Origin of the sequence: Bacillus sp. CH30_1T (genome assembly GCF_008364765.1) — a bacterium.
Classification (GTDB): domain Bacteria; phylum Bacillota; class Bacilli; order Bacillales; family Bacillaceae_B; genus Rossellomorea.
The window spans coordinates 507500-529842 of sequence record NZ_VTUY01000004.1 but is presented as its reverse complement, the minus strand read 5'-3'; the positions used below and the strand labels follow the sequence as shown (position 1 = coordinate 529842).

24 protein-coding genes are annotated in these 22343 nt (G+C 40.2%); 4 read left to right on the top strand and 20 right to left on the bottom strand.

What is annotated here, in order from left to right:
- Positions 1 to 61: 61 nt before the first annotated feature.
- From F0342_RS10205 to F0342_RS10165, 9 genes are all read right to left on the bottom strand, one after another.
- Positions 62 to 931: an SDR family oxidoreductase gene (locus F0342_RS10205; RefSeq protein WP_149155839.1), complete on the bottom strand. Its 870-nt coding sequence runs from the start codon at positions 929 to 931 to the stop codon at positions 62 to 64.
- 285 nt (positions 932 to 1216) lie between these two features.
- Positions 1217 to 1774 carry a hypothetical protein gene (locus F0342_RS10200; RefSeq protein ID WP_149155838.1) on the bottom strand — a complete coding sequence of 186 codons (558 nt, stop codon included), beginning with the start codon at positions 1772 to 1774 and terminating at the stop codon, positions 1217 to 1219.
- Between the two features lie 112 nt (positions 1775 to 1886).
- The gene (locus F0342_RS10195) at positions 1887 to 3551 is read right to left on the bottom strand and encodes a glycerol-3-phosphate dehydrogenase/oxidase (RefSeq protein ID WP_149155837.1); all 1665 of its coding nucleotides are present in this window, start codon (positions 3549 to 3551) and stop codon (positions 1887 to 1889) included.
- A gap of 172 nt (positions 3552 to 3723) precedes the next feature.
- The gene (glpK, locus tag F0342_RS10190) at positions 3724 to 5214 is read right to left on the bottom strand and encodes a glycerol kinase GlpK (protein ID WP_149155836.1); all 1491 of its coding nucleotides are present in this window, start codon (positions 5212 to 5214) and stop codon (positions 3724 to 3726) included.
- 19 nt (positions 5215 to 5233) lie between these two features.
- Positions 5234 to 6064 carry an MIP/aquaporin family protein gene (locus F0342_RS10185; protein WP_149155835.1) on the bottom strand — a complete coding sequence of 277 codons (831 nt, stop codon included), beginning with the start codon at positions 6062 to 6064 and terminating at the stop codon, positions 5234 to 5236.
- Positions 6065 to 6227: 163 nt separating this feature from the next.
- Positions 6228 to 6788, bottom strand: a complete 561-nt coding sequence (locus F0342_RS10180; RefSeq protein WP_149155834.1) for a glycerol-3-phosphate responsive antiterminator — start codon at positions 6786 to 6788, stop codon at positions 6228 to 6230.
- A 136-nt stretch (positions 6789 to 6924) separates the two neighbouring features.
- Positions 6925 to 7467: a GNAT family N-acetyltransferase gene (locus F0342_RS10175; protein WP_149155833.1), complete on the bottom strand. Its 543-nt coding sequence runs from the start codon at positions 7465 to 7467 to the stop codon at positions 6925 to 6927.
- A gap of 153 nt (positions 7468 to 7620) precedes the next feature.
- A complete protein-coding gene (locus F0342_RS10170) occupies positions 7621 to 8862 on the bottom strand; it encodes an aminopeptidase (RefSeq protein ID WP_149155832.1) in 1242 nt (413 codons plus the stop codon).
- 11 nt (positions 8863 to 8873) lie between these two features.
- A complete protein-coding gene (locus F0342_RS10165) occupies positions 8874 to 9305 on the bottom strand; it encodes an HIT family protein (protein WP_149155831.1) in 432 nt (143 codons plus the stop codon).
- A 112-nt stretch (positions 9306 to 9417) separates the two neighbouring features.
- Here F0342_RS10165 and F0342_RS10160 point away from each other — a divergent pair, with 112 nt between their 5' ends.
- Positions 9418 to 9921: a GNAT family N-acetyltransferase gene (locus F0342_RS10160; protein ID WP_149155830.1), complete on the top strand. Its 504-nt coding sequence runs from the start codon at positions 9418 to 9420 to the stop codon at positions 9919 to 9921.
- A 55-nt stretch (positions 9922 to 9976) separates the two neighbouring features.
- On the opposite strand, the gene F0342_RS10155 is transcribed toward F0342_RS10160, so the two are convergent.
- From F0342_RS10155 to F0342_RS10145, 3 genes are all read right to left on the bottom strand, one after another.
- Positions 9977 to 10477 carry a CBO0543 family protein gene (locus F0342_RS10155; RefSeq protein WP_149155829.1) on the bottom strand — a complete coding sequence of 167 codons (501 nt, stop codon included), beginning with the start codon at positions 10475 to 10477 and terminating at the stop codon, positions 9977 to 9979.
- A gap of 91 nt (positions 10478 to 10568) precedes the next feature.
- Positions 10569 to 11597, bottom strand: coding sequence for a serine hydrolase domain-containing protein (locus F0342_RS10150; protein ID WP_149155828.1), 1029 nt, complete (start codon positions 11595 to 11597; stop codon positions 10569 to 10571).
- A complete protein-coding gene (locus F0342_RS10145) occupies positions 11582 to 12127 on the bottom strand; it encodes a GNAT family N-acetyltransferase (protein ID WP_149155827.1) in 546 nt (181 codons plus the stop codon). Before F0342_RS10145 ends, F0342_RS10150 begins: the two co-directional genes overlap by 16 nt.
- 149 nt (positions 12128 to 12276) lie before the next feature.
- Between F0342_RS10145 and F0342_RS10140 the strand changes: the two genes are divergently transcribed.
- Positions 12277 to 12669, top strand: a complete 393-nt coding sequence (locus F0342_RS10140; RefSeq protein ID WP_149155826.1) for a hypothetical protein — start codon at positions 12277 to 12279, stop codon at positions 12667 to 12669.
- Between the two features lie 39 nt (positions 12670 to 12708).
- Here F0342_RS10140 and F0342_RS10135 read toward each other — a convergent pair whose 3' ends face one another.
- Positions 12709 to 13722 carry a S66 family peptidase gene (locus F0342_RS10135; protein ID WP_149155825.1) on the bottom strand — a complete coding sequence of 338 codons (1014 nt, stop codon included), beginning with the start codon at positions 13720 to 13722 and terminating at the stop codon, positions 12709 to 12711.
- Between the two features lie 293 nt (positions 13723 to 14015).
- Here F0342_RS10135 and F0342_RS10130 point away from each other — a divergent pair, with 293 nt between their 5' ends.
- Positions 14016 to 15329 carry a D-alanyl-D-alanine carboxypeptidase family protein gene (locus F0342_RS10130; RefSeq protein WP_223145712.1) on the top strand — a complete coding sequence of 438 codons (1314 nt, stop codon included), beginning with the start codon at positions 14016 to 14018 and terminating at the stop codon, positions 15327 to 15329.
- A gap of 91 nt (positions 15330 to 15420) precedes the next feature.
- Positions 15421 to 15813 carry an SET domain-containing protein gene (locus F0342_RS10125; protein ID WP_149155824.1) on the top strand — a complete coding sequence of 131 codons (393 nt, stop codon included), beginning with the start codon at positions 15421 to 15423 and terminating at the stop codon, positions 15811 to 15813.
- A 61-nt stretch (positions 15814 to 15874) separates the two neighbouring features.
- On the opposite strand, the gene F0342_RS10120 is transcribed toward F0342_RS10125, so the two are convergent.
- The 7 genes from F0342_RS10120 to F0342_RS10095 all read right to left on the bottom strand — a co-directional run bounded on the left by F0342_RS10120 (position 15875) and on the right by F0342_RS10095 (position 22214).
- Complete coding sequence (locus F0342_RS10120) at positions 15875 to 16222, bottom strand: hypothetical protein (protein ID WP_188048486.1); 348 nt, start codon at positions 16220 to 16222, stop codon at positions 15875 to 15877.
- Positions 16223 to 17047 (bottom strand): EcsC family protein, encoded by an 825-nt coding sequence (locus tag F0342_RS10115; RefSeq protein ID WP_149155822.1) that lies wholly within the window; start codon positions 17045 to 17047, stop codon positions 16223 to 16225.
- Between the two features lie 71 nt (positions 17048 to 17118).
- On the bottom strand, positions 17119 to 18390 hold the full coding sequence (locus F0342_RS10110; protein WP_149155821.1) for a hemolysin family protein: 1272 nt from the start codon (positions 18388 to 18390) through the stop codon (positions 17119 to 17121).
- A 42-nt stretch (positions 18391 to 18432) separates the two neighbouring features.
- Positions 18433 to 18843: a MerR family transcriptional regulator gene (locus F0342_RS10105; RefSeq protein ID WP_262481693.1), complete on the bottom strand. Its 411-nt coding sequence runs from the start codon at positions 18841 to 18843 to the stop codon at positions 18433 to 18435.
- A 172-nt stretch (positions 18844 to 19015) separates the two neighbouring features.
- Positions 19016 to 19498, bottom strand: a complete 483-nt coding sequence (locus F0342_RS10100; protein WP_149155819.1) for a YjdJ family protein — start codon at positions 19496 to 19498, stop codon at positions 19016 to 19018.
- 238 nt (positions 19499 to 19736) lie between these two features.
- On the bottom strand, positions 19737 to 19901 hold the full coding sequence (locus F0342_RS24820) for a hypothetical protein (protein WP_188048484.1): 165 nt from the start codon (positions 19899 to 19901) through the stop codon (positions 19737 to 19739).
- Positions 19902 to 20090: 189 nt separating this feature from the next.
- The gene (locus tag F0342_RS10095) at positions 20091 to 22214 is read right to left on the bottom strand and encodes a peptidoglycan D,D-transpeptidase FtsI family protein (protein WP_149156078.1); all 2124 of its coding nucleotides are present in this window, start codon (positions 22212 to 22214) and stop codon (positions 20091 to 20093) included.
- Between the last annotated feature and the right edge of the window lie 129 nt (positions 22215 to 22343).

The following is a 22343-nucleotide window of genomic DNA, read 5'->3' as shown; positions in this document are numbered from 1 at the left end:
TTTGACAAAATTCTCCTTCTACATAATAAAAGTCTTTATATTCAGACATTATTCATGCTTACTATAAGGTCCGTCCCTCTTTGATCTTTTTCATTCGGAGTTTCTTTAAGATGATGTTTTCCATTATGCTCCATGGGAGGATGGTTTTGAGTAATAGGGTTAATCGGACTCCTTTGCCTATGGGAATTCTAAAAGTTTTTTTCTTGTTTAGTGCTATTTCACGTACAATCGAGGCAACCTCCCTGGGATCTCCAAGTGTATCTGCACCTGCTTGAATTTCCGAGTTGATGGCCTTCATGTAGCGAAAGTAAGGAGAGTTTTTTTGCATCGAGAGTGGAGTGACTTTCTTTCCTGATGTCCAGATATTCGTTTGATAAGAACCGGGTTCGATCAGGTGCACGGATATGCCGAAGGGCTTAAGCTCCAATCTCAGACTTTCGGTGTATCCCTCTAATGCGTGCTTGGATGAAACATAAGGACTGAGTCCAGGAAATCCGAATCTGCCGCTAATGCTGCTCATATTGATGATTTTCCCTTCTCCTTGCTTTCTCATATAAGGGAGAACAATTTGAGTTATTCTCATGACTCCAAAAACATTCGTTTCAAATTGTTCACGGAACTCATCAATTGTAACTTCTTCTGCAAATCCTGCACCGGCAAACCCTGCATTATTCAGGAGGATGTGCACCCTTCCCAATTCATTTAGATAGGTAGAGAATTCCTTGATTGATGCTTCCGATGTTACATCCAATGGATGAATCCTCACTAAATCACTCACCTTAAGTTCCTCAGACCGCTGAATCAGTGCACTTCCTTTATGAGGGTCTCTCATGGATGCGATCACTTTATATCCAAGTTGTGCCAGCTCCAGCGATGAGTGAAAACCAAAACCGCTATTTGCCCCCGTCACCACAGCTATTTTATGATTCATTCCAGCTTCCTCCCCATTTTTCTTTCTATTAGTATAGCAATAATGGTTTTGATCCACTGAGTTTTTTATCGAAAAATGCAAAAAAAGGGTGGCTTCATCCCATTGAAGCCACCCTTTTGACGAGGAAGTCGTGTCAATTTCTATTCTTAATCTACAGCAATCCCATATGATATTCAACAACACTAAGAAGGGATGAACAGTTCTCTCGGGAAATGAATAGTCATATACGGTCAATTTCATCAACTATTCATATATTTATATAATTGTAAGCATAATTATGGATGATTATTTTGCCTGAGTTGAACTAACTATTTTTCCATCTATAGAATAAAAGTTCACTTGAGGAACAAGGAGCATTCCCTCGTAAGGTTCTATGTGAATGAAATACTCATTCTCCTCAAGCTCTATTCGTCTAAACTGGATATTTGCCCGGTATGTAAAGTAGTCTGCTCCTATTTCGTCTCGGTCACCGTAAACGATAAACTGATTAGTATGGAGAAATTCCGTTCCGACAGATAAATGTGGAGAATCATTAATCCGGTATAGCTCATAAAGGGGAATGACATTCATTTTTCTATAAAAGGCCAGTCCGATTTGTCTTTTTCCTTCCTTATTCATATAGGTATAGAGAAGGAGGTATTGCTCCCCGGCTTCTTTTTCTGAAACAACTTTCAGATCATGGTAAGTGTCCTTGAATTCTAACTGTTCAAGGTGCTGCCTTAATGCACCCTTTCTTGTGATAGAGTCACCTTTTTCAAAATAGAAAGTGATTGCAAAGGCAATTAGTGAAGTCAGTGACAGTGATAGGAGGAATCTTCCCAAGGTATTCTTTTTTTCTTCCAACCAACATTCCCCCAATTCGGCATCAATATCCTAATTTTACCATGATCCCTACAGGAATTCCCAGTGTAAAACAAAGAAAACGACAGAAAATTTCATTCTGCCGTTTTCCTACTTACGACTGCAAATCTACTGGCACTACTGCACTCTTAAGCTCATTATCTAACTCCGCTCTATATTGATGTTCCTGCTCTACATTCCATTTCAGAAGCTTTGCCATTATTTCTATCACAGATTCCTTCCATTTCTCCACCCACGCACGATCGAAGAATAAAGCACCAGTCCGTCTAATAAAGAAATCCATAGGCGTCGCGGCCATCTCCTCCTGAATCGCATAAATCAGTTGAGCATATAAATAAGGAGGGACGGACCTTTCATCACTTGTTCCACTATAAGCATGAGCAAGCTTATAGAGCTGATCCACGTTTGAACCATACATGGCTGCAAGCTTTCTTCCCTCTTCCTCTGTTAATCCAAATTGATGTACCTCGGCTGCTTTTTGATCAATAAACGCTTGAAAGTTTTTCGATCCGCCTACATGTCCTCCAGAGATCGGCATATGCTTCGTGGTAGAAGCGGGGAACTTCATCTTGTTCTCTTCTTTTAATCGTTTTGATACAAGGTCTACCACTGTCTCCCCCATTTTACGGTAACCAGTGAGCTTCCCGCCGGCAATGGTTATGAGTCCACTTTCCGCTTCCCAAATTTCATCTTTACGGGAAATTTCAGAAGGATCCTTCCCTTTTTCAAAAATTAATGGGCGAACACCAGCCCAGCTCGATTCCACATCCTCTTTTCCTACAGATATATCAGGAAACATAAAATGAATGGCATCCAAGATATAATCCCGGTCCTCTGAAGTCATATGGGGAGATGTTTTATCTTGATCAAAAAATGTGTCTGTTGTTCCTACATAGGCCTTGCCATCCCTGGGAATCGCAAATACCATTCGCCCATCAGGTGTGTCGAAATAAACCGCTTGTTGAAGCGGGAATTTGCTTTGATCAATGACAAGATGAACTCCCTTCGTTAACCGAAGCTGTTTGTTATTCGTACTATAATCTTTTCCTCGCACATCATCGACCCATGGGCCAGCTGCGTTGACAAATTTCGAACCGCGGATTTCAATCGTATCCCCCGTCACCAGATCCTCTGCTTCAATTCCGACTACCTTCTTATTATCATAGAGGAATCGCTGGGATTTCATATAATTTATGACAGTGGCACCATGTGCAACAGCTTCTTTCATGACTTCTATCGTTAAACGGGCATCATCAGTCCGATATTCAACGTAGTAACCCCCACCTTTAAGGCCATCTTTTTTCACAAGAGGTTCCTTCTTCAATGTTTCCGAAACTGAAAGCATGGAGCGTTGTTCACTTCTCTTTACTCCAGCAAGATAGTCATACACCTTTAATCCAATCGATGTACTGAATTTACCGAATGTGCCCCCTTTATGAAGGGGTAGTAGCATCCATTCAGGAGTCGTTACGTGAGGTCCATTTTCATAAACGATTTCACGTTCTTTTCCTACTTCCGCGACCATTTTCACTTCGAATTGCTTTAAGTAACGTAAACCTCCATGAACGAGCTTTGTAGAACGACTGGAAGTCCCGGATGCGAAATCCTGCATCTCGACTAATGCCACCTTCATTCCACGTTTCGAAGCATCGAGGGCAATCCCTGCTCCGGTAATCCCTCCTCCAATCACGATTACATCAAAGTGGTTTGAGGCCAATGTTTCTTTCACTTCTCTTCTTGCAGTACTTGAAAATGTCATAAGTGGATCCTCCTCAGGTATCTATATATGTCTGCACTCTCATTCTTATTATTTAACCGTAAAAAAAGAGACCAAAACGAACATTATGGTGACTGGTCCATAATGCAGGTTTGGTCTCTCGTGGTCTCTAACCGAGTTTATTAACTTGTAATCAGTATATCATACGTTTCTTTTATTTAAAAGCCATAGCTGCTTTAACAGCTTTTTTCCATCCGTTATAAAGTTCTCCTTGAGTGTCAACAGGCATTTGCGGTTCAAACTGCTTGTCTTTATTCCACTGCTTGGATATTTCATCCCGATTATCCCAGAACCCTACGGCTAATCCAGCTAAATAAGCGGCACCTAAAGCAGTTGTTTCATTTACAACCGGTCGCTCAACAGGAACAGACAAAATATCACTCTGGAATTGCATTAAAAAGTCATTTTTAACAGCACCGCCATCCACTCTCAGTTTCTTAAGGGAGATTCCAGAGTCTGCTTCCATCGCTGTCAGTACATCTTTCGTTTGATAAGCAAGGGATTCCAGGGTAGCTCTTACAAAATGCTCCTTAGATGTTCCTCTTGTTAAACCGAACACTGCTCCACGAACATCACTGTCCCAATAAGGAGTTCCTAATCCTACAAAGGCAGGAACAACATAAACGCCGTCTGTAGTGTCTACCTTTTCTGCATACGCCTGACTGTCCTTCGCGTCCTTAAGCATTCTAAGACCATCACGAAGCCATTGAATCGCAGAACCAGCCACGAAAATACTTCCTTCTAAAGCATACTCCACTTTTCCATCGATTCCCCATGCTAAGGTTGTGAGTAAACCATTATTAGACTTTACAGCTTTTTCACCTGTATTCATTAGCATAAAGCAACCTGTTCCATACGTATTCTTTGCCATGCCCTCTTCGTAACAAGCCTGTCCAAACAATGCCGCCTGCTGATCCCCTGCTGCACCGGCAATTGGAATCTCCTTCCCGAAGAAATGGTAAGGTACCGTCTTGGCATAAATTTCAGATGAGGGACGGACCTCTGGAAGCATGCTCTCAGGAATGCCTAATATGTCAAGTAGCTCCTGATCCCATTTCAGGTCGTAAATATTATACATAAGCGTGCGGGAAGCATTGGAATAATCCGTTACGTGGGCTTTTCCACCAGACATTTTCCAAATCAACCATGTGTCGATCGTCCCGAATAAGAGCTTGCCATTCTCCGCTTTTTCTCTCGCACCTTCTACATTGTCAAGAATCCATTTAACCTTGGTACCAGAGAAGTAAGCATCGATCAATAATCCGGTTTTGTCACGAAACGTATCGTTATGTCCTTGTGATTTAAGTTCTTCACATACCCCCGCAGTTTGACGTGACTGCCACACGATGGCGTTGTAAACCGGATCGCCGGTTTCTTTATCCCAAACCACAGTAGTTTCACGTTGATTGGTAATTCCAATCCCTTCAATCTGATCAGGTTTAATACTCGATTCAGATAAAGCGCTTGCAATAACTGCTAAAATGGATCCCCAAATTTCATTCGCACTATGTTCAACCCAACCCGGCTTTGGAAAATGCTGAGTAAATTCTTTTTGTGCAGTATGGGCGACTTCTCCTTTTTTATTGAATAGAATCGCTCTTGAACTTGTCGTTCCCTGATCTAATGATAAAATGTATTTCTCCATTTCGTTACCCCTCCAAAAATTAATTATCGGTTGATAGCTGATGCACTTTTTGAGCTAAGCTGATCTTTCTGTCACTGCCATAAGCAAGTCCAAGTACTGCCAGTGTAACAAGTAGAACTACCCAAAAGCTTGTTGTGACTTGTCCAATGAAAATGGCTTTATAAAATACGCCTCCAAATGAACCTCCCAGAACAGGTCCGACTACAGGAACCCAGGAATATCCCCAGTTGGATGGCCCTTTTCCTGGAATCGGCAGCAGAAAATGAGCAATGCGCGGTCCTAGATCACGGGCAGGATTGATGGCATAACCTGTGGTCCCACCGAGAGAAATTCCGATAGCAATGATTAAGAAACCGACGATAAACGGATTAAGGCCATCTGTAAATGTATTCGCTCCTATAGATAATAATCCTACTACTAATACAAATGTTCCAATGATTTCACTTAATAAATTTGAAAAATAGTGTGGGATGGCAGGTCCTGTAGCAAATACCCCCAATTTCACCCCGGGATCTTCCGTTGCATGCCAGTGAGGTAAAAAGTGTAAATAGGTGATCGTTGCCCCTAACATTGCCCCGATCATTTGAGCGGTGATGTACTGGGGAACCTCACTCCACGCGAAGTCTCCATTAAACGCCAGTCCCAGTGTAACAGCAGGGTTTAAATGGGCCCCACTAAACTGTCCAACGGCGTAAACACTCATGGCGACACCCAACCCCCAACCAAATGTGATGACAATCCAACCAGCGTTATAAGCAAATGATTTCTTGAGATTCACATTGGCACAAACCCCTGCACCGAAAATGATAAGCAACGCTGTTCCAACCACTTCTCCTAAAAATGCTGTCATGCTTTTTCCCTCATTTCTTAAATTTTATTAAAAATAAAAAGACTCACGGAATGCCTCCTGAAAAAAGGCGGTTCACGTGAGTCTCTTCATCTCTTTCACAACGTATTAACTTGTGGATAATGTTACTCCACTATGAAAACGTTGTCAATACATTTTTCAGATTTTAATTTTGGTCAAAATGCTTCCATAGCACACGATCTGACGTAGTGATGGCCGTAGCACCAGCCTCAAGAGCGGATTCCACCTCTTCAACGGTATCGATAAGCCCTCCCGCAAAAATAGGTTTCCCTGTTTTTTCTCTTATTTCCGTAATGATTTTAGGTATGACTCCAGGAAGAACTTCGATGAAGTCAGGGTCTGTTTTATGTATAAGCTCAATGCTGCGATTCATAGCACTTGAATCGATCACAAACATCCTTTGGGTGGAAAAAATACCTTTTTGCCTTGCTTTTTTAATCACATTCCCTTTAGTAGAAATGATGCCATAAGGCTTTATTTCCTGACAGACATATTCTGTTGCGTACTCATCACTGGATAGTCCGTGGATCAAGTCTATATGCAGGAACATTTTCCGATTTTCCTTTCGTGCGAAATCGAATACACTCTTCAGCATTCCAACATGGAGATCGAGGAACACACCGTACTGGAAAGAGGTTTCGAGCATTTTATCAAAATCCTTCATGGACCGGATGGCAGGTAATATCTTTTGACCTTCAAAACTCACCTTCTTTTCCCTCCCTTACTATTTAAAATGGGTCTTATTCACAAGGAGAAATTATATCACAAATACCTGTATGTTTTCATGAATGGTTCGTAATGACAAGAGCTGGTTTAGATAAAGAATTCATTACAGTAAATCTCTACTCCCAATTTCGTCCATTTGTATCAACCCAATAGCGAAGAATCACATTACCATCTTCTTCGATAAAATCTTCATCCCTTACAGGGTCAGCACTTAAGATCGTCCGCTCTGAAGGTTTATTCCATGCATCACAGACAATCAACGCTTGATCGATCCCAATCGAGTGGGCTTCTTGAATTGAAAGAGCCAGCAATTTAGTGGCATAGCCCTTTCTCCTTTCAGAAGGTCTGATCCCATAACCGATGTGTCCCCCATTTTGCGAAAGTTTTTCCGTTAAGGAATGGCGAATATTTACGACCCCTAGTATTCGATTGGATTCTGAAACGAGCCAATAAGTTGAGTCAGGTACCCATCCATCTGGCTGGTTTTCTCCTTTTTCAGCAAGCAGTAAGGAGTCGACCATCTTGGAAAAGTGAGTGGGATCTTTTTTGATGACCCACGGGATCATGTCTCCTCCATTTGATTTCCATTCATTATAAAAATCAAGGTACTCTTCTTCTAATTCAGTGGTTGGCTTAACCAATCTTACGTGTTCATTCATATGTATTCTCCCTTCGTTAGCAGGATATGGCCAGAGAAGCCCTTAATAGATATTAAGGTGATCACGATTTTCTCGTCCAGAATATGCCCCATTTTTTTACATGTACTCCAAAATAATTAAGAAGAACAACTGACCGAGAATGAAACTATTAAATCAGATAGCCCAGTTCCCATTACGGAAAATAGCGATCTTTCTTCCATCACGGCACACTCCATCTATATTCATAACTTCTGAACCAATCATAAAATCTTCATGAACCACACTTTCATTGAGTCCTTTTTCTTCCCGTTCTTCATCGGATAAGATTTCTCCGTCCTTTATACAAGTCGGGTAAGACGAACCGATCGCTAAATGATTGGATGCATTTTCATCGAATAAGGTGTTAAAGAATAGAACGCCAGAATCGGAGATAGGAGAATGATGCGGGACAAGCGCAACTTCTCCAAGATAGGCTGCTCCTTCGTCTGTCAGGATCAATTTTTTCAGGATTTCCTCCCCTTCTCTTGCTGTGACTTTCTTAATTTCCCCATCTTCAAAAGTAATGGTGAAATCGTCAATCACGTTACCATTGTAAGCAAGTGGCCTGGTACTTGAAACTGTGCCATTGACTCCGGTTTTTACAGGGACAGTATAGACCTCTTCTGTCGGCATATTGGCAATGAAATGTGTTCCTTCTGGTGTTTTACTTGCTCCTGTGAGCCATAGGTGGTCTTCATGTAGTTCTATGGAAAGGTCCGTCCCTTCCGATTGGTAGTGCAGGCTTTTGAGCTTTAACTGATTGAGTTCGCTTGCTTTGTTGGTTAGGGTTTCGATATGCGTTTGCCAAGCAAGGACTGGATTTTCTTGATTGATACGAACGGATGTGAAGATACAGTCCCAAAGGCTTGGGATTCTTTCTTTCTCTGGTAAGTTAGGAAACACTTTGTCTGCCCATTTTTGTGAAGGTATGGCCACAATGGACCAGCTGATCTGATCCTTTTCAATCGCTTCATAGAAGCGGTCCAGGGCATCTCCACTTGCTTTTTCAAAATTAAGGATACGGTCTGGGTCTATTCCTTTCAACAGGTCCGGATCATTAGCTTCTATTTGAAGAAAGGCTCCTTTATTGTCCACAACCCATTCATGCGCAGCAGCCAGCCAGCTTGGAAATTCGTAGAAAGTGTCATCCGGGGCCAATTCATAATGTATTCTCATGATTTCCTCGTCATACCATTGAACATGCACGTTTTTTGCACCAGCAAGATAGGCTTTTTTTACAACAATACGTACGAATTTTTCAGTTCCGAGGGGTGCAGAGATCCAAAGTGGCTGATCGTGTTGAACATTTACTCCCACTTTAATGGCGAGTTCTGCGTATTGTTTTAATTTTTCATCGAAATCTTTATAGAACGTCATATTATTTACTCCTATTCTAGTAATCTTCTTATATAGTTTTTCATTTTTTTCTGGGTTTCTTCCAGGGATTCACTGTATGTTTCAACGTCGGCCTCACCATAGAATAAGTCTCCGAATCTTTCCGGTTCCTCATTACGAGGGATAACATGCATATGATAATGAGTTAACTCGTTGTATATGCCTCCATTCTGGCAGACGGTAATGCCATATGGTTCATATAGAGCCTGAATGGCTTGTGCAACTAGTTGTGAACTTTTCATTACGGAGAGGCTTTCTTCTTCATTTAATTCCGTTACTTCCACTTTGTGTCGTTTGGGGAGAATCAGTGTATGTCCTGGGTGATGCGGGACATGGTCCAAAAAGCAGGACACGTGATCATTTTCGTATATAATAAATACTTTCTCTTTTTCATTTGCAAGGCGGCAGCCGATACAATCTTCCATTCATATACCTCCAATTTAAAGGGATTCCACCTTTAATGTCGAATTCAGTTTGAATAGCTAAAATAAATGCTTCCCTCATCATATCATGTAACAGAAAGAAGGTCAGAAAATAATGGAAATTCAATTACTCAATGAAAAACATGCCGAAGCTTATTGGAAGCTTCGGTTGGAAATGCTGCAGCAAAGTCCTTCTAGCTTCGGCAGCAGCTATGAAGAAGCAATTGCCCGTACTAATCCAATTCAAATGACAGCCGAGAGACTTGTACAGAAGGGCAGCTACACGTTTGGTTACTTTGATGACGGGAAACTAGTAGGAGCAGTGACCCTTGTACGTGAAGGAGCTTTAAAAATGAAACATAAAGCTTCCATTTTTGCCATGTATGTCTCCCCTGCACATCGAGGGAAAGGAATCGCAAGAGGGCTGCTTCAAGCTGCCATCTCTCAAGCAAAAGAGGAGGATGGCATTGAACAAGTCATGATCACTGTTGTCACAACCAATGAAACAGCGAAAGGCCTTTATCACTCTTGTGGATTCAAGCCATACGGAACAGAAAAGCGGGCATTGAAATATAACGATGAATATTTCGATGAAGAATTGATGGTTTTGTTCTTATAATAATCTTTTCATATTGCAAAACGGTGAGTCCCAAGATGTGGATTCACCGTTTTTATTATAGTACATGATAGTCAAAGCTTATAAGTAAAAATGCAATGACAAACACTGAAAGCACCAATGCCCGGGCAGGATTTTTGAAGTGAAGGTGCAGCATGGGGAACATAATAAAATAAAACAGTATGGTCCACCACAGGTTCCAGCCTTCGAAATATTCAATGGAATCCGTCTTTGCCGCTGCCCATTCAATTAATGTAGCAACACCTATATATTTCAAATAATAGAGGATTTTCATCCTGATTTCTTCTGGATAGTGGCTTAAAAATAGAACCACAAGGCAAGGATAAGCGATCATCGTGTAAAGAGAATCCGTCACAAACATATTGATGAAAAAACCATCTAGTTCCCAAACCGCCTTCATGGTGTAACTGATATACTGATAAAACATATTGAAAAAACTAAAGTAATAGATGGTGGGCAGAAATTCTCTCCATCTATTCCAGGATCCCCACTTCAAAGAACTGAGAATTATCACTACAATGACTACAACATGAAACATGGGATCCCCCCATAGACCGACTCATAATATAGACATTAGTGTTACCAAATATTTGGTAATTCATTCCTCGGTTTATTGAGGTGGACCATTTTCAGGAAAATAGGTCTGCCACTTTGTTACTAAACTCACGTAAATAATAAAGGTATTGGTCCCCTCCATAGTTGTATCGCTTGTTGTACATTTTTGCCACCACCACATTATAAGCAGGAATAACAAGAATCGTTGGACCGGTGACACCTAATATTTGATAAGATCCTGAAGGCACCCTCTCCCCCAATTCACTTTTATTTCGTGGAATATCTTGTACGTACCAAAACAGGCCGTTCCCAGGAATAGTGGAATCAGAATACGAAACATTTTGAATGGTGGTGGCAGTCTCAATCACTTTAGAGGGGACGATTTGTCTTCCATTCATCATGCCTTTTTGAACATGTAGCTGTCCCCAGAGAGCAAATTCCCTGGGAGATACAAATAAATTCTTCTCCGTGCCATCTGAAACTGTCCCGAGTCCAGGAAGTGCAGGTTTATCAATGCGGTCGATGATAGCTACAAGATTTTCATTTGGTTCCGTTCTCCATCCCGTTTCAGTAAACCCCAATGGAGTAAAAACCATCTCGTTTAATAGCTGCGGGAACCCTTTTCCATACAGTCGGTGAATTAATCTTGTCATAATGTCCACACCCACGTTACGGTATGCCCAGCTGCTACCGGGCTTGAATTCCCGAAATATGTATCCATTTTCGTCGGAATCGAGTCCGTGGAAATGAGTTACAAGATGACGGATCGTTGTGCCCATGAACAAATCCTTATCAAACTCAGGAAAATACTGAGTGATGGGATCATCTAGACTCGAAATATATTTATCATGTAAAGCGTAGGCAACCGTAAGGCCTAAATAACTTTTACGGGCAGAAGCTACATTAAATTGAGACTTTTCTGTGATTTGAGAAGCATTTTTTTCATGGGAGTGCCTGCCACTATAATGCTCCAATACGACCTGATCATCCTTTATTATATAAAGGGATGCAGCAGAACTCCAGTTTTTATGTTTAATGCCTTCAACCCAGGTGATCAATTCCTTTAGTGGATCTTGCACGGGCTGTTTCAAGCCTTCTTCCATTCGTCTGCAAGCATCCCATATACAATATGATCTACAAAATGATCGTAAATCCATTCTTTTTGCCTCAGCTTCCCTTCTTCCTTGAAACCAAGACGCTCGGGTATTGCTCGACTGCGATGGTTGAACTCTGCAGCGGTTATTTCGACTTTATTCATTTTATAGTATTCAAACGCGTATTTCGTTAGTCCCTTTGCAACTGTCGTCATAATCCCTTTTCCTTGATAGCCCTCACCAAGCCAATAGCCGATGTATGCCACTTTGTTTGACCAATCAAGTATGTTGAATCCTGCTACTCCTACTATTTCATTTTGATAAATGATGCCGGTAGTTAAGCTCTTGTTATTCGCGAAGCCTAAACGTGTACCTTTAATAAATTCCGTTGAATCCTCAACCGTTTTTGAGTAATCCACCCATGGGAGCCACTCACGCAGATAGGATCTGGATTGATCAGTCAGTTCATGGATTCGTTCAGCATCCTGTATATCGAGAAGTCTTAATTCTAATTCGTCGTTTAGTTTAAAAGTAAACATGATGATTGCTCCTTTATCTTTTGAAAGTAAACTTATCTTAATCACCTTTAGTCTTCTAGAAACTGTAGGGAATTTCCTTTAATATATTGGAATTTGTTGGTCGTTATTGAAAGGTATTGATATAATACAGAAGATTGGGGGGCGCTGGAATGGAAAAAATAAAACAAAATAAACTTATATATATCATGTTCTCCTTCACTTCTTTGATTAATTTTCTAGTGTTTTGGTTAGATCCGAAAGCCTACATGTATTTGGTCATCAGCCTTATCTTTTTTATGAATGCCTGTGTTTTCTTTATCAATAGCAGGGAGCAGGATGGCGCATACTGGAGACGTTGGGAAACCATTCGGAAAAAGGGGAAATGGTTCTTTTCAGTTGTATATGGGTCGTTGATTACTGGATTGGTATTTTCAGTGATTCTGTATGTAGTGATCAGAGACTACCTTCCCCTTTTACTCGTATGCTGTGTAGCAGGTGGATGGCTATGGGGATACATCATGTGGATGATGAATGAAAAGCGATATAAAGTTTCGAAGAAGTAGGCAGAAAAAACGTCCTGGAGTAGGACGTTTTTTTATTGATTATTTGAATGTTTGAATGACTTTTCCTTTTCCACCTGAGACTTCTACCTCTCCATGTGCTCCATTGATAAAAGTAACTTGAGGAGGCTGATGCCCACAGTCAATATCGTACACGATTGGAATCTGCAGCTCGTCTGATAGCTCTTGATAGACATCTTCAATCTTATAATCACCAACAGGCGTGTTGCTAGCACTTCTTCCAAACAGAATTCCAGAAGAATGGTCGAACCAGCCAGCTAATTTCATCTGTACAAGTGAACGGCGCAAATCAGCAGTGTTTAATTCACAGTTTTCAAAATACCAGAGGATGGGTTCATTCTTTATATGCCTCTCTCTAAAATCTGCTATATTTCCGTAAGGCGTTCCGATCAAGTGCCTGATGACATCTATGCAGCCTCCGAGTATACGGCCATTGACCTTTACATCTTGATTTCCTGCTGTTTTCCAAATAGTTGCCTCATTTAAGTGAAAGACTGTTGGAGAAGGCTGGTCGTGATTCCATTCTTTTTGATAGTGTTGGGATGAATACTGAGTAACAGACGATCCTTCTTTCGTTGAGAGAGCGGTTTCCCATTGCGCAGTCGTTGGATCGGAGTACTCCCCTCTTAAATCAACAAGATTGGTTCCATGCGCAGTGGCGATTCCGGTCTTTAATGTTAGTGCCAGTAAAAGCACACTCGTGTCGGAATAACCCAACAGCCATTTCGGTTTAATATTTTCATAGTCAATGAGGTCAAGGATTTCTATGAGTAGTTGACCGCCCCATGGTGGGATGATTAGGGAGATTTTTTCGTCTTGCAGCATTTGGTTCAATTCCATGGCTCTTATTTGAGCTGAGGAAGATTTAGCTTTACTCTGCGTCCACACGGTCTCTCCGCACTGAACATAGTAGCCTTTGCTCTCCATTTTTTTGATCGACTGCTTGAGAATGTCATGTAGTTCCAATGGTACTCCTGATGAAGGTGCGGTCACGCCTATGGTTGCGTCTTTTTTTAGTATTGGATATGTAATCATAATCTCTCTCCAAACTTTTTAGATGATTTTACCAGATTGGTAGACTTGCTACAAGGGGTTATTTACCAATTGTGGAGTAAATTCTTAAAATGATGCAAATAATCCTGGTAGCAACATTTACGCGCCCTCCTTAAATGGAGGTCCGTCCCTCATCTCGTGGTAATATTTTTTCACGAAACAATTATTTACAATAATATGAACGATTTGAAAAGGTTGTGGTGATTTGGGTTGTTTGTGCGGCTTGTATGGTAAAATAATTTGGTTGCGTAAAATTGTTTTTTGGAGGTACTGATTTGAAAAAGAATATGGTAAAGCAAAGCCTGTCGGTTTTGATGATATCACTTATGGCCATGACGCCTTATCAGCAAACGGCACATGGTAAGACAAAATTAGATATAAATGCAGATGCTGCGATTTTAGTGGAAGCAGATACAGGTAAGATTGTGTATAAGGAACATGAAGACGAGCTCCTCGGGATTGCCAGCATGACGAAAATGATGACAGAATATCTCGTGTTAGAAGCCATTGAAGAAGGAAAGATTAAATGGGATCAAAAGTATAAAGTAAGCGACAAAGTCTATCAATTAGCGAATGCACCCGGATTGAGCAATGTCCCCCTGCGAGCGGATGAAGAGTATACGGTAAGAGAACTATATGATGCCATGGTGATTAAATCAGGAAATGGCGCAGCAATTGCTCTTTCGGAAGTGGTGGCAGGTACTGAAGGTGAATTTGTGAAGCAGATGAATGCCAAAGCTAAAGAACTTGGATTTGAGAGTTTTCAATTTGTTAATTCTTCGGGGCTGAGTAACTATGATATGCTCGGAATGTTTCCGAAAGGAACCGATGTGAATGATGAAAACATGGTATCGGCTGAAGATATGGCCACTTTAGCGTATTACCTTATTCATGATTTTCCGGAAGTATTAGAGACATCGAGTCTCTCTTCCAAAGTTTTCAGACCGGATACAGAGGAAGAACTCCTCATGAAGAACACAAACGGTCTTTTAAAAGATAAATCTTTTTATTATAAAGGTGCAGATGGATTAAAGACTGGAACCACTCCCTTCGCTGGTTCTACATTTACCGGGACAGCGGAACGTAATGGAGTCCGATATATTTCCGTTATTTTAGATGCCAAGGATGAATATGGACAGCCCAGCAGTGCAGAACGATTTATTCAAACGACAGAACTTCTTGATTATGGATTTGATGAGTTTGAGACGGTTGAATATAATTTAAATGATATTGATAAGAAAAAGGAACACACGTTAGACGTTCCAGATGGTAAGAAACAATCGGTTTCCATCAAGATAGACAAGCCTATATCTATTCGAGTAACAAAAGAAGAGAAAGATAAACTGAAAGCTTCAATCAAATTAGATGAAGATAAGCTTAATGATGATGGGACCCTTCAAGCTCCAATTGAAAAAGGAGAAAAGATTGGAGAAATGATGCTCGATACGCCAGAAAGGAATGAGTATATATTTGATAAAAAACAACCTTCTTATAAAGTGGATATTTATGCCGCTGAGTCAGTAGAGAAGGCTAGTTGGCTAGTACGCAGTGCACGAAGCATTCAAGGGTTTTTGGGGAATTTGTTTTAATTAGCTGGCTGTTATAAAGATTTAATATTGCTTTTCTATCCAGTTCGTGTCAAGCTTACTAAGTTAAAGGATTTAGAAAGAAGGTGGCATAATGATCGAAGTGAAAATATCGTCCCTTAGTGACGGTGACCTTAATCGTGGCGTTTTTGCAAAAAGAGATATAGCCAAAGGAGAGCTGGTTCATGAAGCACCAGTCATCCCCTATCCCAATGAAGAACATGAACATATTGAGAAAACGTTCCTGGCGGATTATGTATTTGAATACGGAATCAATCATACAGCACTTCTATTAGGTTATGGAATGTTGTTTAATCATTCTTATACACCTAATACAACTTACGAGATAAATTTTGATAACCATACCTTCGACTTTTATGCCTACAAAGACATTCAAGCTGGCGAAGAATTGCTGATTAATTACAATGGCGAAGTGGATAATGATGAACCGCTTTGGTTTAATAAAGATAAAAGCGAAGAGGAATAATATGAAAGGGACTTCCACTTGGAGGTCCCTTTTATTTTACTGATTAATGATTTTTAGGAATTCAGGTTTTGGTTAGCTTTGTCCCTTTATCTGATTTCAAATAAATTTCCTTGTCTCCTTCGAAAAGGAATTCAACTGTTACATGATCAAACTTATAGGTTTTTTTATGTGAACGGGGTTCGGTTGATTGATCATCCCAATCAATGCCACCATTTATATAATCAACTAAGGACTGAATGATTTCCTTATCATTAATCTTTTGGCATGGTTCATTACTAGAATCGACATAAACGCATGCGCTTTTGCGGATCTCCTCCATCCAAACAAAAGATTGTAGATCAGAGGGACGGACCTCTGATCTGCATTCATCATTAAAAGCAATTGATATATAGCCTTTTCTCCAGAACATTTATATTTCAGAGGTCCGTCCCTCTTCCAGCTTCTCAAGGATTCGTCTTTTACGGTAGAGCATACGGCCGGTTTCGCCAATGTCTGAGATCATGGATTTATTGATGAAGGAGCCGAACAGGATGCCTGCGATGGGAATCATTTGGAATAGTTTTTTCCATCCGAAGTTGTCACGGAAGCTGATCATCACTTCTCTCCAGCCTTGAAGCTGTGAAAGGGTTTGTTCTCTCTTCTCCATATCCTTTTTGTTAAAGTCTGATAGTTCTTGAAGGATCGCTTGCTTCCCAACAATATCTGAAGAAACGAATTGTAAGCATTTAATAATGAAAATACGCTCCTGCTGATCATTTGGATCATACCCGTAACTTATTGCGATTTCCTGAAGAGTCTTAAGTGATATGCCGAGGATGAAAGGTATGTCAATACTTAGAGTCAGGAAGCCACCGACTCCGGTAGTCGCCCCCTGGGTCATCGCAACCTTCTTTCTCATGCCCACTATCCCTTCGCTTACTTCATCCATATCAGAAATGGGCAGCTTTGCGATCTCTTCTACATTTAAATGAGGATTGGCTGTTTTCTTAGTAAATCGCTTAACGACTTCTTTTTCGCTTGTAAGGTAACTTCCGCCCTTTTGTATGTAGCTTCCTATTTCATCCAGTGCTTGACCAATCTTGTTATGAACCATTTGAGGAGTGATCCGGTCTAGAATCATAAAGGGAATACGGCCAAGCTTCTCCCAAAACCATAATCCTTTTTGGTCTTCCGCCCATTTATTTACAATTTCAAGTTCCCGTAAAAGAGCTTCTCTTGTTTCTGTTTCATGCATATAAAAGCATCCTCCTCAATAAATAATAAACCAAAAAAATAACAGGCAATGAAGAGCCTGTTATTTCATACTTACTGAACAATATCTTCGGTTTTTTCTTCTAGTATTTCAACTTTAATCGTACGTACCCGGCGATTATCCACTTCTTCTACGCTCACTTTTAAGTTTTCATAGTCGAAGCTGTCACCTTCTGATGGAAGATCTTCAAAGCTTTCAACGACCCATCCGCCAATTGTATGATAAGAACTCTCTGGCTCTCGTACATCGAGTAACTCTGTAAATTCATCCAATTGATATTGTGAATCGAATCGATATTCATTTTCACTGATTTTCCTCATGGAATGAGTTTTCTCATCTTGCTCATCCCAGATTTCCCCTACAATCTCTTCCAAGATATCTTCAAGGGTGATGATTCCGGTTGTTCCACCAAATTCATCTACTACAATGGCCATATGCACATTGTTCTTTTGAAGCTTAGTAAGAAGAGTTGAGATTTTGACAGATTCAAATATAAACATTGGTTCCCGAATCAATTCCCGGATGTTTACTTCACCGAATTTGATCAAATGAGTAAAGAACTCTTTCTCTGAAAGAATTCCGATCACATTGTCAATATGATCTTCGTAAACCGGAATTCGAGAAAATCGCTCTTCAAAGAACATTTCCTTAATTTCTTCAATCGGTTGATTCACTTCAACAGCCTTGACATCGATCCGGGGTGTCAGGACCTCGGTTGCAAGGATTTCATCAAAGTCCATGGAACGGTGAATCAATTCTCTTTCTTCTTTATCAATGACTCCTTCTTCTTCACTAATATCAAGCATCACTTTTAATTCTTCCTCTGTGACAGACGGCATCTCGTGATTTTTCGAGAAGAATTTCGATACCAACTCTTTTAATTTGATAAAAAAGAAGTTAATCGGTGTAAGAACTTTAATTAAGAAAAAGAGAACGCCTGATATGGTCAAGGAATAGGTTTCAGCATTTTCTTTTGCCAATGATTTAGGCAAGATTTCACCGAAAATCAGAATTAATAAAGTCATGACAAAAGTACTGATGACAAGACCCGTGTTTCCTCCGAAAATATCTGTCGCAAGCTTTGCTGAAATACTGGCTGCGGCAATGTTCACGATGTTGTTTCCAACTAATATCGTGGACAGTGCTTTATCAAAGTTTTCAGCGATATAATGCGCTTTAATGCTCCCTCGTCTTCCCTCACTTACAAAGTTCTTAAGTCTAATCTTATTTACGCTTGAGTAAGCCGTTTCCGCCGATGAAAAAAAGGCAGATAAAAGTATTAATGCTCCTAATAATACTAATGAATTCAGTGGTATATCGTCCAAAAAAAAGTCACTCTCCTGTAGTTGTTTATCTATTATGCTGGATTAACCAGAAAAAACCATTAATGTTTGGAATAAGGCCAAAGCCTGTGGGGATACTTGTTTTATCATTTGATTGCGTTCTTCATCCCCTAGCGTTTCCATAGCGTGTAAAACTTCATGTAATTCGTTATGCAAATGATCCATTTCATTTCGAATATGGCCTACTTGTTTCTCTAGAATCGAGGGATCCACTTCCACGGATTTCATTACCGTTAATCGATCTTTAATTTCATGTAAAGACATTTTCATCTGCTGGCATTGTTCAATCATCTTTAAGTCAGCTAACGTATTTTCGTGATAGTACCGATAATTATTACGTGATCGATCGCATTCCAATAAACCTATTTTTGTATAATAATCAATTGTCCTTTTGGACACTTGACTTTGCTTCGAAAGTTCTCCTATTCGATACAACTTCCCAAGGACATCACCTCTAGAGTAGTATACTTTATTTATGGTAAACCGTACAGTTAAACGTTATGGTTTTATGTAAAATGGTATAAAGAGTGAATTATTATGATTGAATTTTTACCTTTCTAACCTTACTGATCTGTATCACACATTTCATTAAGTTCTCTCCCCTTTATCATGCTTGGTTGGATTGATCCTTCATTCGTAGAGATGGAGAGAAGTGAAAAAGAAAGGCGAGAATGACCAATAAGAGTCCTATTAAGACAAATAGCAAAAAAAGAATGTTCCCACCAGTTGTGGGAGATGATGCGATAAAAGCACTCATCAATAGATACACCATTCCAAACAGAGTTAAAAATAATGGAAAACCACGATGTTTAAGTAACCTGTATCCAAGGAGAACCAAAAGATAACTGGCACTCATGATCATGATGCTTGGGAACAGTGGAGAAAACTTGGCCGCGTACACAAAGAAATCAAGATCCACTATCTGCTCCTGCGTTAAGCCGCTTCCGTGAATCATCCCACTGAACGGAGTTGAATACTTCCATTCCCAAGGATTATCCATCAGCGCACTCCCTTCATACCAGGAAAACAATACCGTGAACCCAAAAAACAACAAACCAACACCTATCTGAGACCAATACTTAATTGACATAATTTTTCTCCTTTCTAGAGGGAAGGACCTTAAATTATTTCTAAATTCAACTGAGAAAGCCGGTATTCAATGCGTTTTTACCTTGAATCTTATGTTAAATAGAAGTCCGTCCCTCCCTTACGAACTTTGATAGTCATTAACTAATTTTACCATAGTATCAAGCATGAAAATCTCTTTCATCTTAGCTGAGGAGTTATTGGCATAGAAAATGCCAGGAGGCTCCCCCTGACATTTTTTCTTACTGTCCGCCAGTAAACCAGCTGCCGGCTTTCACTCTTTCTTCTTCTTGGATCTGTCTTTCGTTTTGATTTCCTGCTTCAAAGGAGATCTTTGGAAATGTACTTCTTAGAAGCCCATTTAATAATCCGAATCCCACGGCAAGACTGATGATCCTCCATAACATACGTTTCCCTCCCATTAAATGAGGATGTCTTTATATATATACGTTTGAAAAATGGATAAGTTTCATCTTTAATTAAATATCAAGCAAAAGACTAGGCGGTCCATTACATGCATCCTAGCTTAATAATGAATATTACAAGAGATCTGAAATCATCAACGCAACTCTTCAGTACAAAGGGTTGCGTTGATATTATTCCACTTCTGTTCCTTGTTCTTCCGTCTCTTCAAGTTGGTCGGCATTACGGACTTCTTCTTCTGTGGATGAGTCAAAGTATCCGTCTTTTTCGTATTGCTTCTTCAACTCGAAGTATTTGTCCATGGCACGTTTGGCTATGGTTTTGTTTACGTAAGGATCTTTGTTCTGGTGTGAATATGGTAATACAACTGAAAAGGCTACTTCCGGGTTGTTGTATGGGGCATAGCCGATTAGAGTGGTGTTGAAAGTTTCATATTGTCTTTTTTCTTCAGGGCTATAATAGAAAGCTTCTGCCGTTCCTGATTTTGCTGCAGCATCATAAGGTGCACTTCTAAAGTTATTGGCAGTACCATTACTTCCGTGAGCTACTTGGTAAAATCCTCTCTGGACCTGCTGTATCTCTCTTTCTGTTGCATCAATCCGGTTTAAAACTTGGGATTGGTTTTCATATAGGAGAGGTCCCACTTTATCTCTCTCTTGGCTGGGTTCACGAATTTCTTTCATGATATGTGGCTTCATGCGATAGCCTCCATTGGCAATGGTGGAAGCATACTGGACAAGTTGCATGGGTGTGTATAAATCATATTGCCCAATGGCAAAGTCCATAAGTTTACCCGGTTTTCTTTCGTTCCCTTTTAAACCTTCTACCTCTCCAGGGAGATCAATTCCCGTTCTGACCCCTAAGCCAAACTGACTATAGTAATTTCTCATAATATCAAAGGCGTCAGGGTTAATGTCCAAAGGCTGATTAGGACGATAAGTGCCATCTGCAATTTTTATTGCTGTTTTAAACATATAGACGTTAGACGAAATCTCAAGAGCTTGTATATCGCTAAGGTACCTCGATCCATTAAACCAAGATTTTTTTACTGGTGTATCCTTTATCCGAATCGGTTCATCATAAAGCACATCACCAACATTCAGCGCCCCAGTCATATACCCCGTCAACACAGTAGCGCCCTTAACCGCAGACCCCACTCCATACTCAGAAGTAAATGTCCCTAAAGCATAATCCTGCATCTCAGTCTTTCCATCTGCATCCTTCCCATATTTCTTTCCGACCATGGAAAGGATTTCACCTGTGTGTGGATCCATCATAACAACAAAAGCACGATCCAGGAATGGAGATTCCCAATATTGGGATGCCTGTTTGCTTAGCTCTTCTTCCACGATCTTTTCGATTTCTTTTTGAAGCTGAAGGTCGATAGTTAATACGACATCCTTTCCACTGTGACCTTCGCTGACGAGCTGTGTATCAAGGACGCTTCCATTTTTCGTGATGTATTCGATTTCTTCCTTTTGACCTTTTAGGACGTTTTCATACTGTGATTCGAAATAACTGGTCCCAACACGGTCGTTAAGTGCATATCCTTGAGCTTTGTATTCATTAACAAGTTCACTTGGGAGCCCCTGTTGTGAAGTTGAGACTCTTCCTAGAATTGTTCTCAAGGTGCTATCATTCACATATTTTCTTTCCCAGTCCGTGGTAACGTTCACTCCAGGCATCTCTGACAGGCGTTCACTGACTCTTGCCATTTCTTCCACGGATACATCTTTATTTTTGATGATTTGAGGAGTAAGGGCGTAACCTGTGTTAAATTCGCGGAAAATCGCCAGAACTTCCTCTTCTTGTTTATTAAAAGATTTGATGTTCTCTTCGGTTATCCTCTCGAGCTGCATTTCATAAACCTTTCTGTTCACATCATCTTTTGTAAGATCTTCATCATCTTCGAGTTTCTTCAATTCATCCTTTGTCACCAGTTTTTCAGCTTTTTCAGGATGACTCAATAACCAGAAATCTTTTCGATCTCGATCTGTTATTTTGTCAGGTTTCATTTCGATTAACTCTGCCAGACTTCTTGCTACTTTCAGCATATCCTCGGGCTTTGTCGATTGCGTTCTGGTGTAGGTGATTGCGTTTAAAGGTACGTTGTCCACTATTACATTTCGATAACGATCATAGACTTTTCCTCTCGGAGGTGTTCCATTATGTGATTTCACATTTTCGGTTCTGGCCACTTCCGCTTCATAATGGTTCCCTTGCACGATTTGTACAATCCCAAGACGAAGAATCAAGAGTGAAAATAGAAAAAAGACCGAAATAAAAAGTAAATTCATTCTCAATGGGACATGGGTTTTTTTCTTTTTCTTCTTTTCCTTCAATTGAATGACCCCTTCTTAAGCTAGTATTTTACCAAAATATGATAATGTTCTAGTCCTATTTTATAGAAATTCAGACTATATTTC

Excerpts from the sequence above, each read along its gene's own strand:
- F0342_RS10205 (WP_149155839.1), bottom strand. The coding sequence starts at position 931 with ATGAATCATAAAATAGCTGTGGTGACGGGGGCAAATAGCGGTTTTGGT.
- F0342_RS10195 (WP_149155837.1), bottom strand. The coding sequence starts at position 3,551 with ATGACATTTTCAAGTACTGCAAGAAGAGAAGTGAAAGAAACATTGGCC.
- glpK (WP_149155836.1), bottom strand. The coding sequence starts at position 5,214 with ATGGAGAAATACATTTTATCATTAGATCAGGGAACGACAAGTTCAAGA.
- F0342_RS10185 (WP_149155835.1), bottom strand. The coding sequence starts at position 6,064 with ATGACAGCATTTTTAGGAGAAGTGGTTGGAACAGCGTTGCTTATCATT.
- F0342_RS10175 (WP_149155833.1), bottom strand. The coding sequence starts at position 7,467 with ATGAATGAACACGTAAGATTGGTTAAGCCAACCACTGAATTAGAAGAA.
- F0342_RS10170 (WP_149155832.1), bottom strand. The coding sequence starts at position 8,862 with ATGACGTTCTATAAAGATTTCGATGAAAAATTAAAACAATACGCAGAA.
- F0342_RS10165 (WP_149155831.1), bottom strand. The coding sequence starts at position 9,305 with ATGGAAGATTGTATCGGCTGCCGCCTTGCAAATGAAAAAGAGAAAGTA.
- F0342_RS10160 (WP_149155830.1), top strand. The coding sequence starts at position 9,418 with ATGGAAATTCAATTACTCAATGAAAAACATGCCGAAGCTTATTGGAAG.
- F0342_RS10155 (WP_149155829.1), bottom strand. The coding sequence starts at position 10,477 with ATGTTTCATGTTGTAGTCATTGTAGTGATAATTCTCAGTTCTTTGAAG.
- F0342_RS10150 (WP_149155828.1), bottom strand. The coding sequence starts at position 11,597 with ATGGAAGAAGGCTTGAAACAGCCCGTGCAAGATCCACTAAAGGAATTG.
- F0342_RS10145 (WP_149155827.1), bottom strand. The coding sequence starts at position 12,127 with ATGTTTACTTTTAAACTAAACGACGAATTAGAATTAAGACTTCTCGAT.
- F0342_RS10140 (WP_149155826.1), top strand. The coding sequence starts at position 12,277 with ATGGAAAAAATAAAACAAAATAAACTTATATATATCATGTTCTCCTTC.
- F0342_RS10135 (WP_149155825.1), bottom strand. The coding sequence starts at position 13,722 with ATGATTACATATCCAATACTAAAAAAAGACGCAACCATAGGCGTGACC.
- F0342_RS10125 (WP_149155824.1), top strand. The coding sequence starts at position 15,421 with ATGATCGAAGTGAAAATATCGTCCCTTAGTGACGGTGACCTTAATCGT.
- F0342_RS10120 (WP_188048486.1), bottom strand. The coding sequence starts at position 16,222 with ATGTTCTGGAGAAAAGGCTATATATCAATTGCTTTTAATGATGAATGC.
- F0342_RS10115 (WP_149155822.1), bottom strand. The coding sequence starts at position 17,047 with ATGCATGAAACAGAAACAAGAGAAGCTCTTTTACGGGAACTTGAAATT.
- F0342_RS10100 (WP_149155819.1), bottom strand. The coding sequence starts at position 19,498 with ATGTCAATTAAGTATTGGTCTCAGATAGGTGTTGGTTTGTTGTTTTTT.
- F0342_RS24820 (WP_188048484.1), bottom strand. The coding sequence starts at position 19,901 with ATGTTATGGAGGATCATCAGTCTTGCCGTGGGATTCGGATTATTAAAT.
- F0342_RS10095 (WP_149156078.1), bottom strand. The coding sequence starts at position 22,214 with ATGAATTTACTTTTTATTTCGGTCTTTTTTCTATTTTCACTCTTGATT.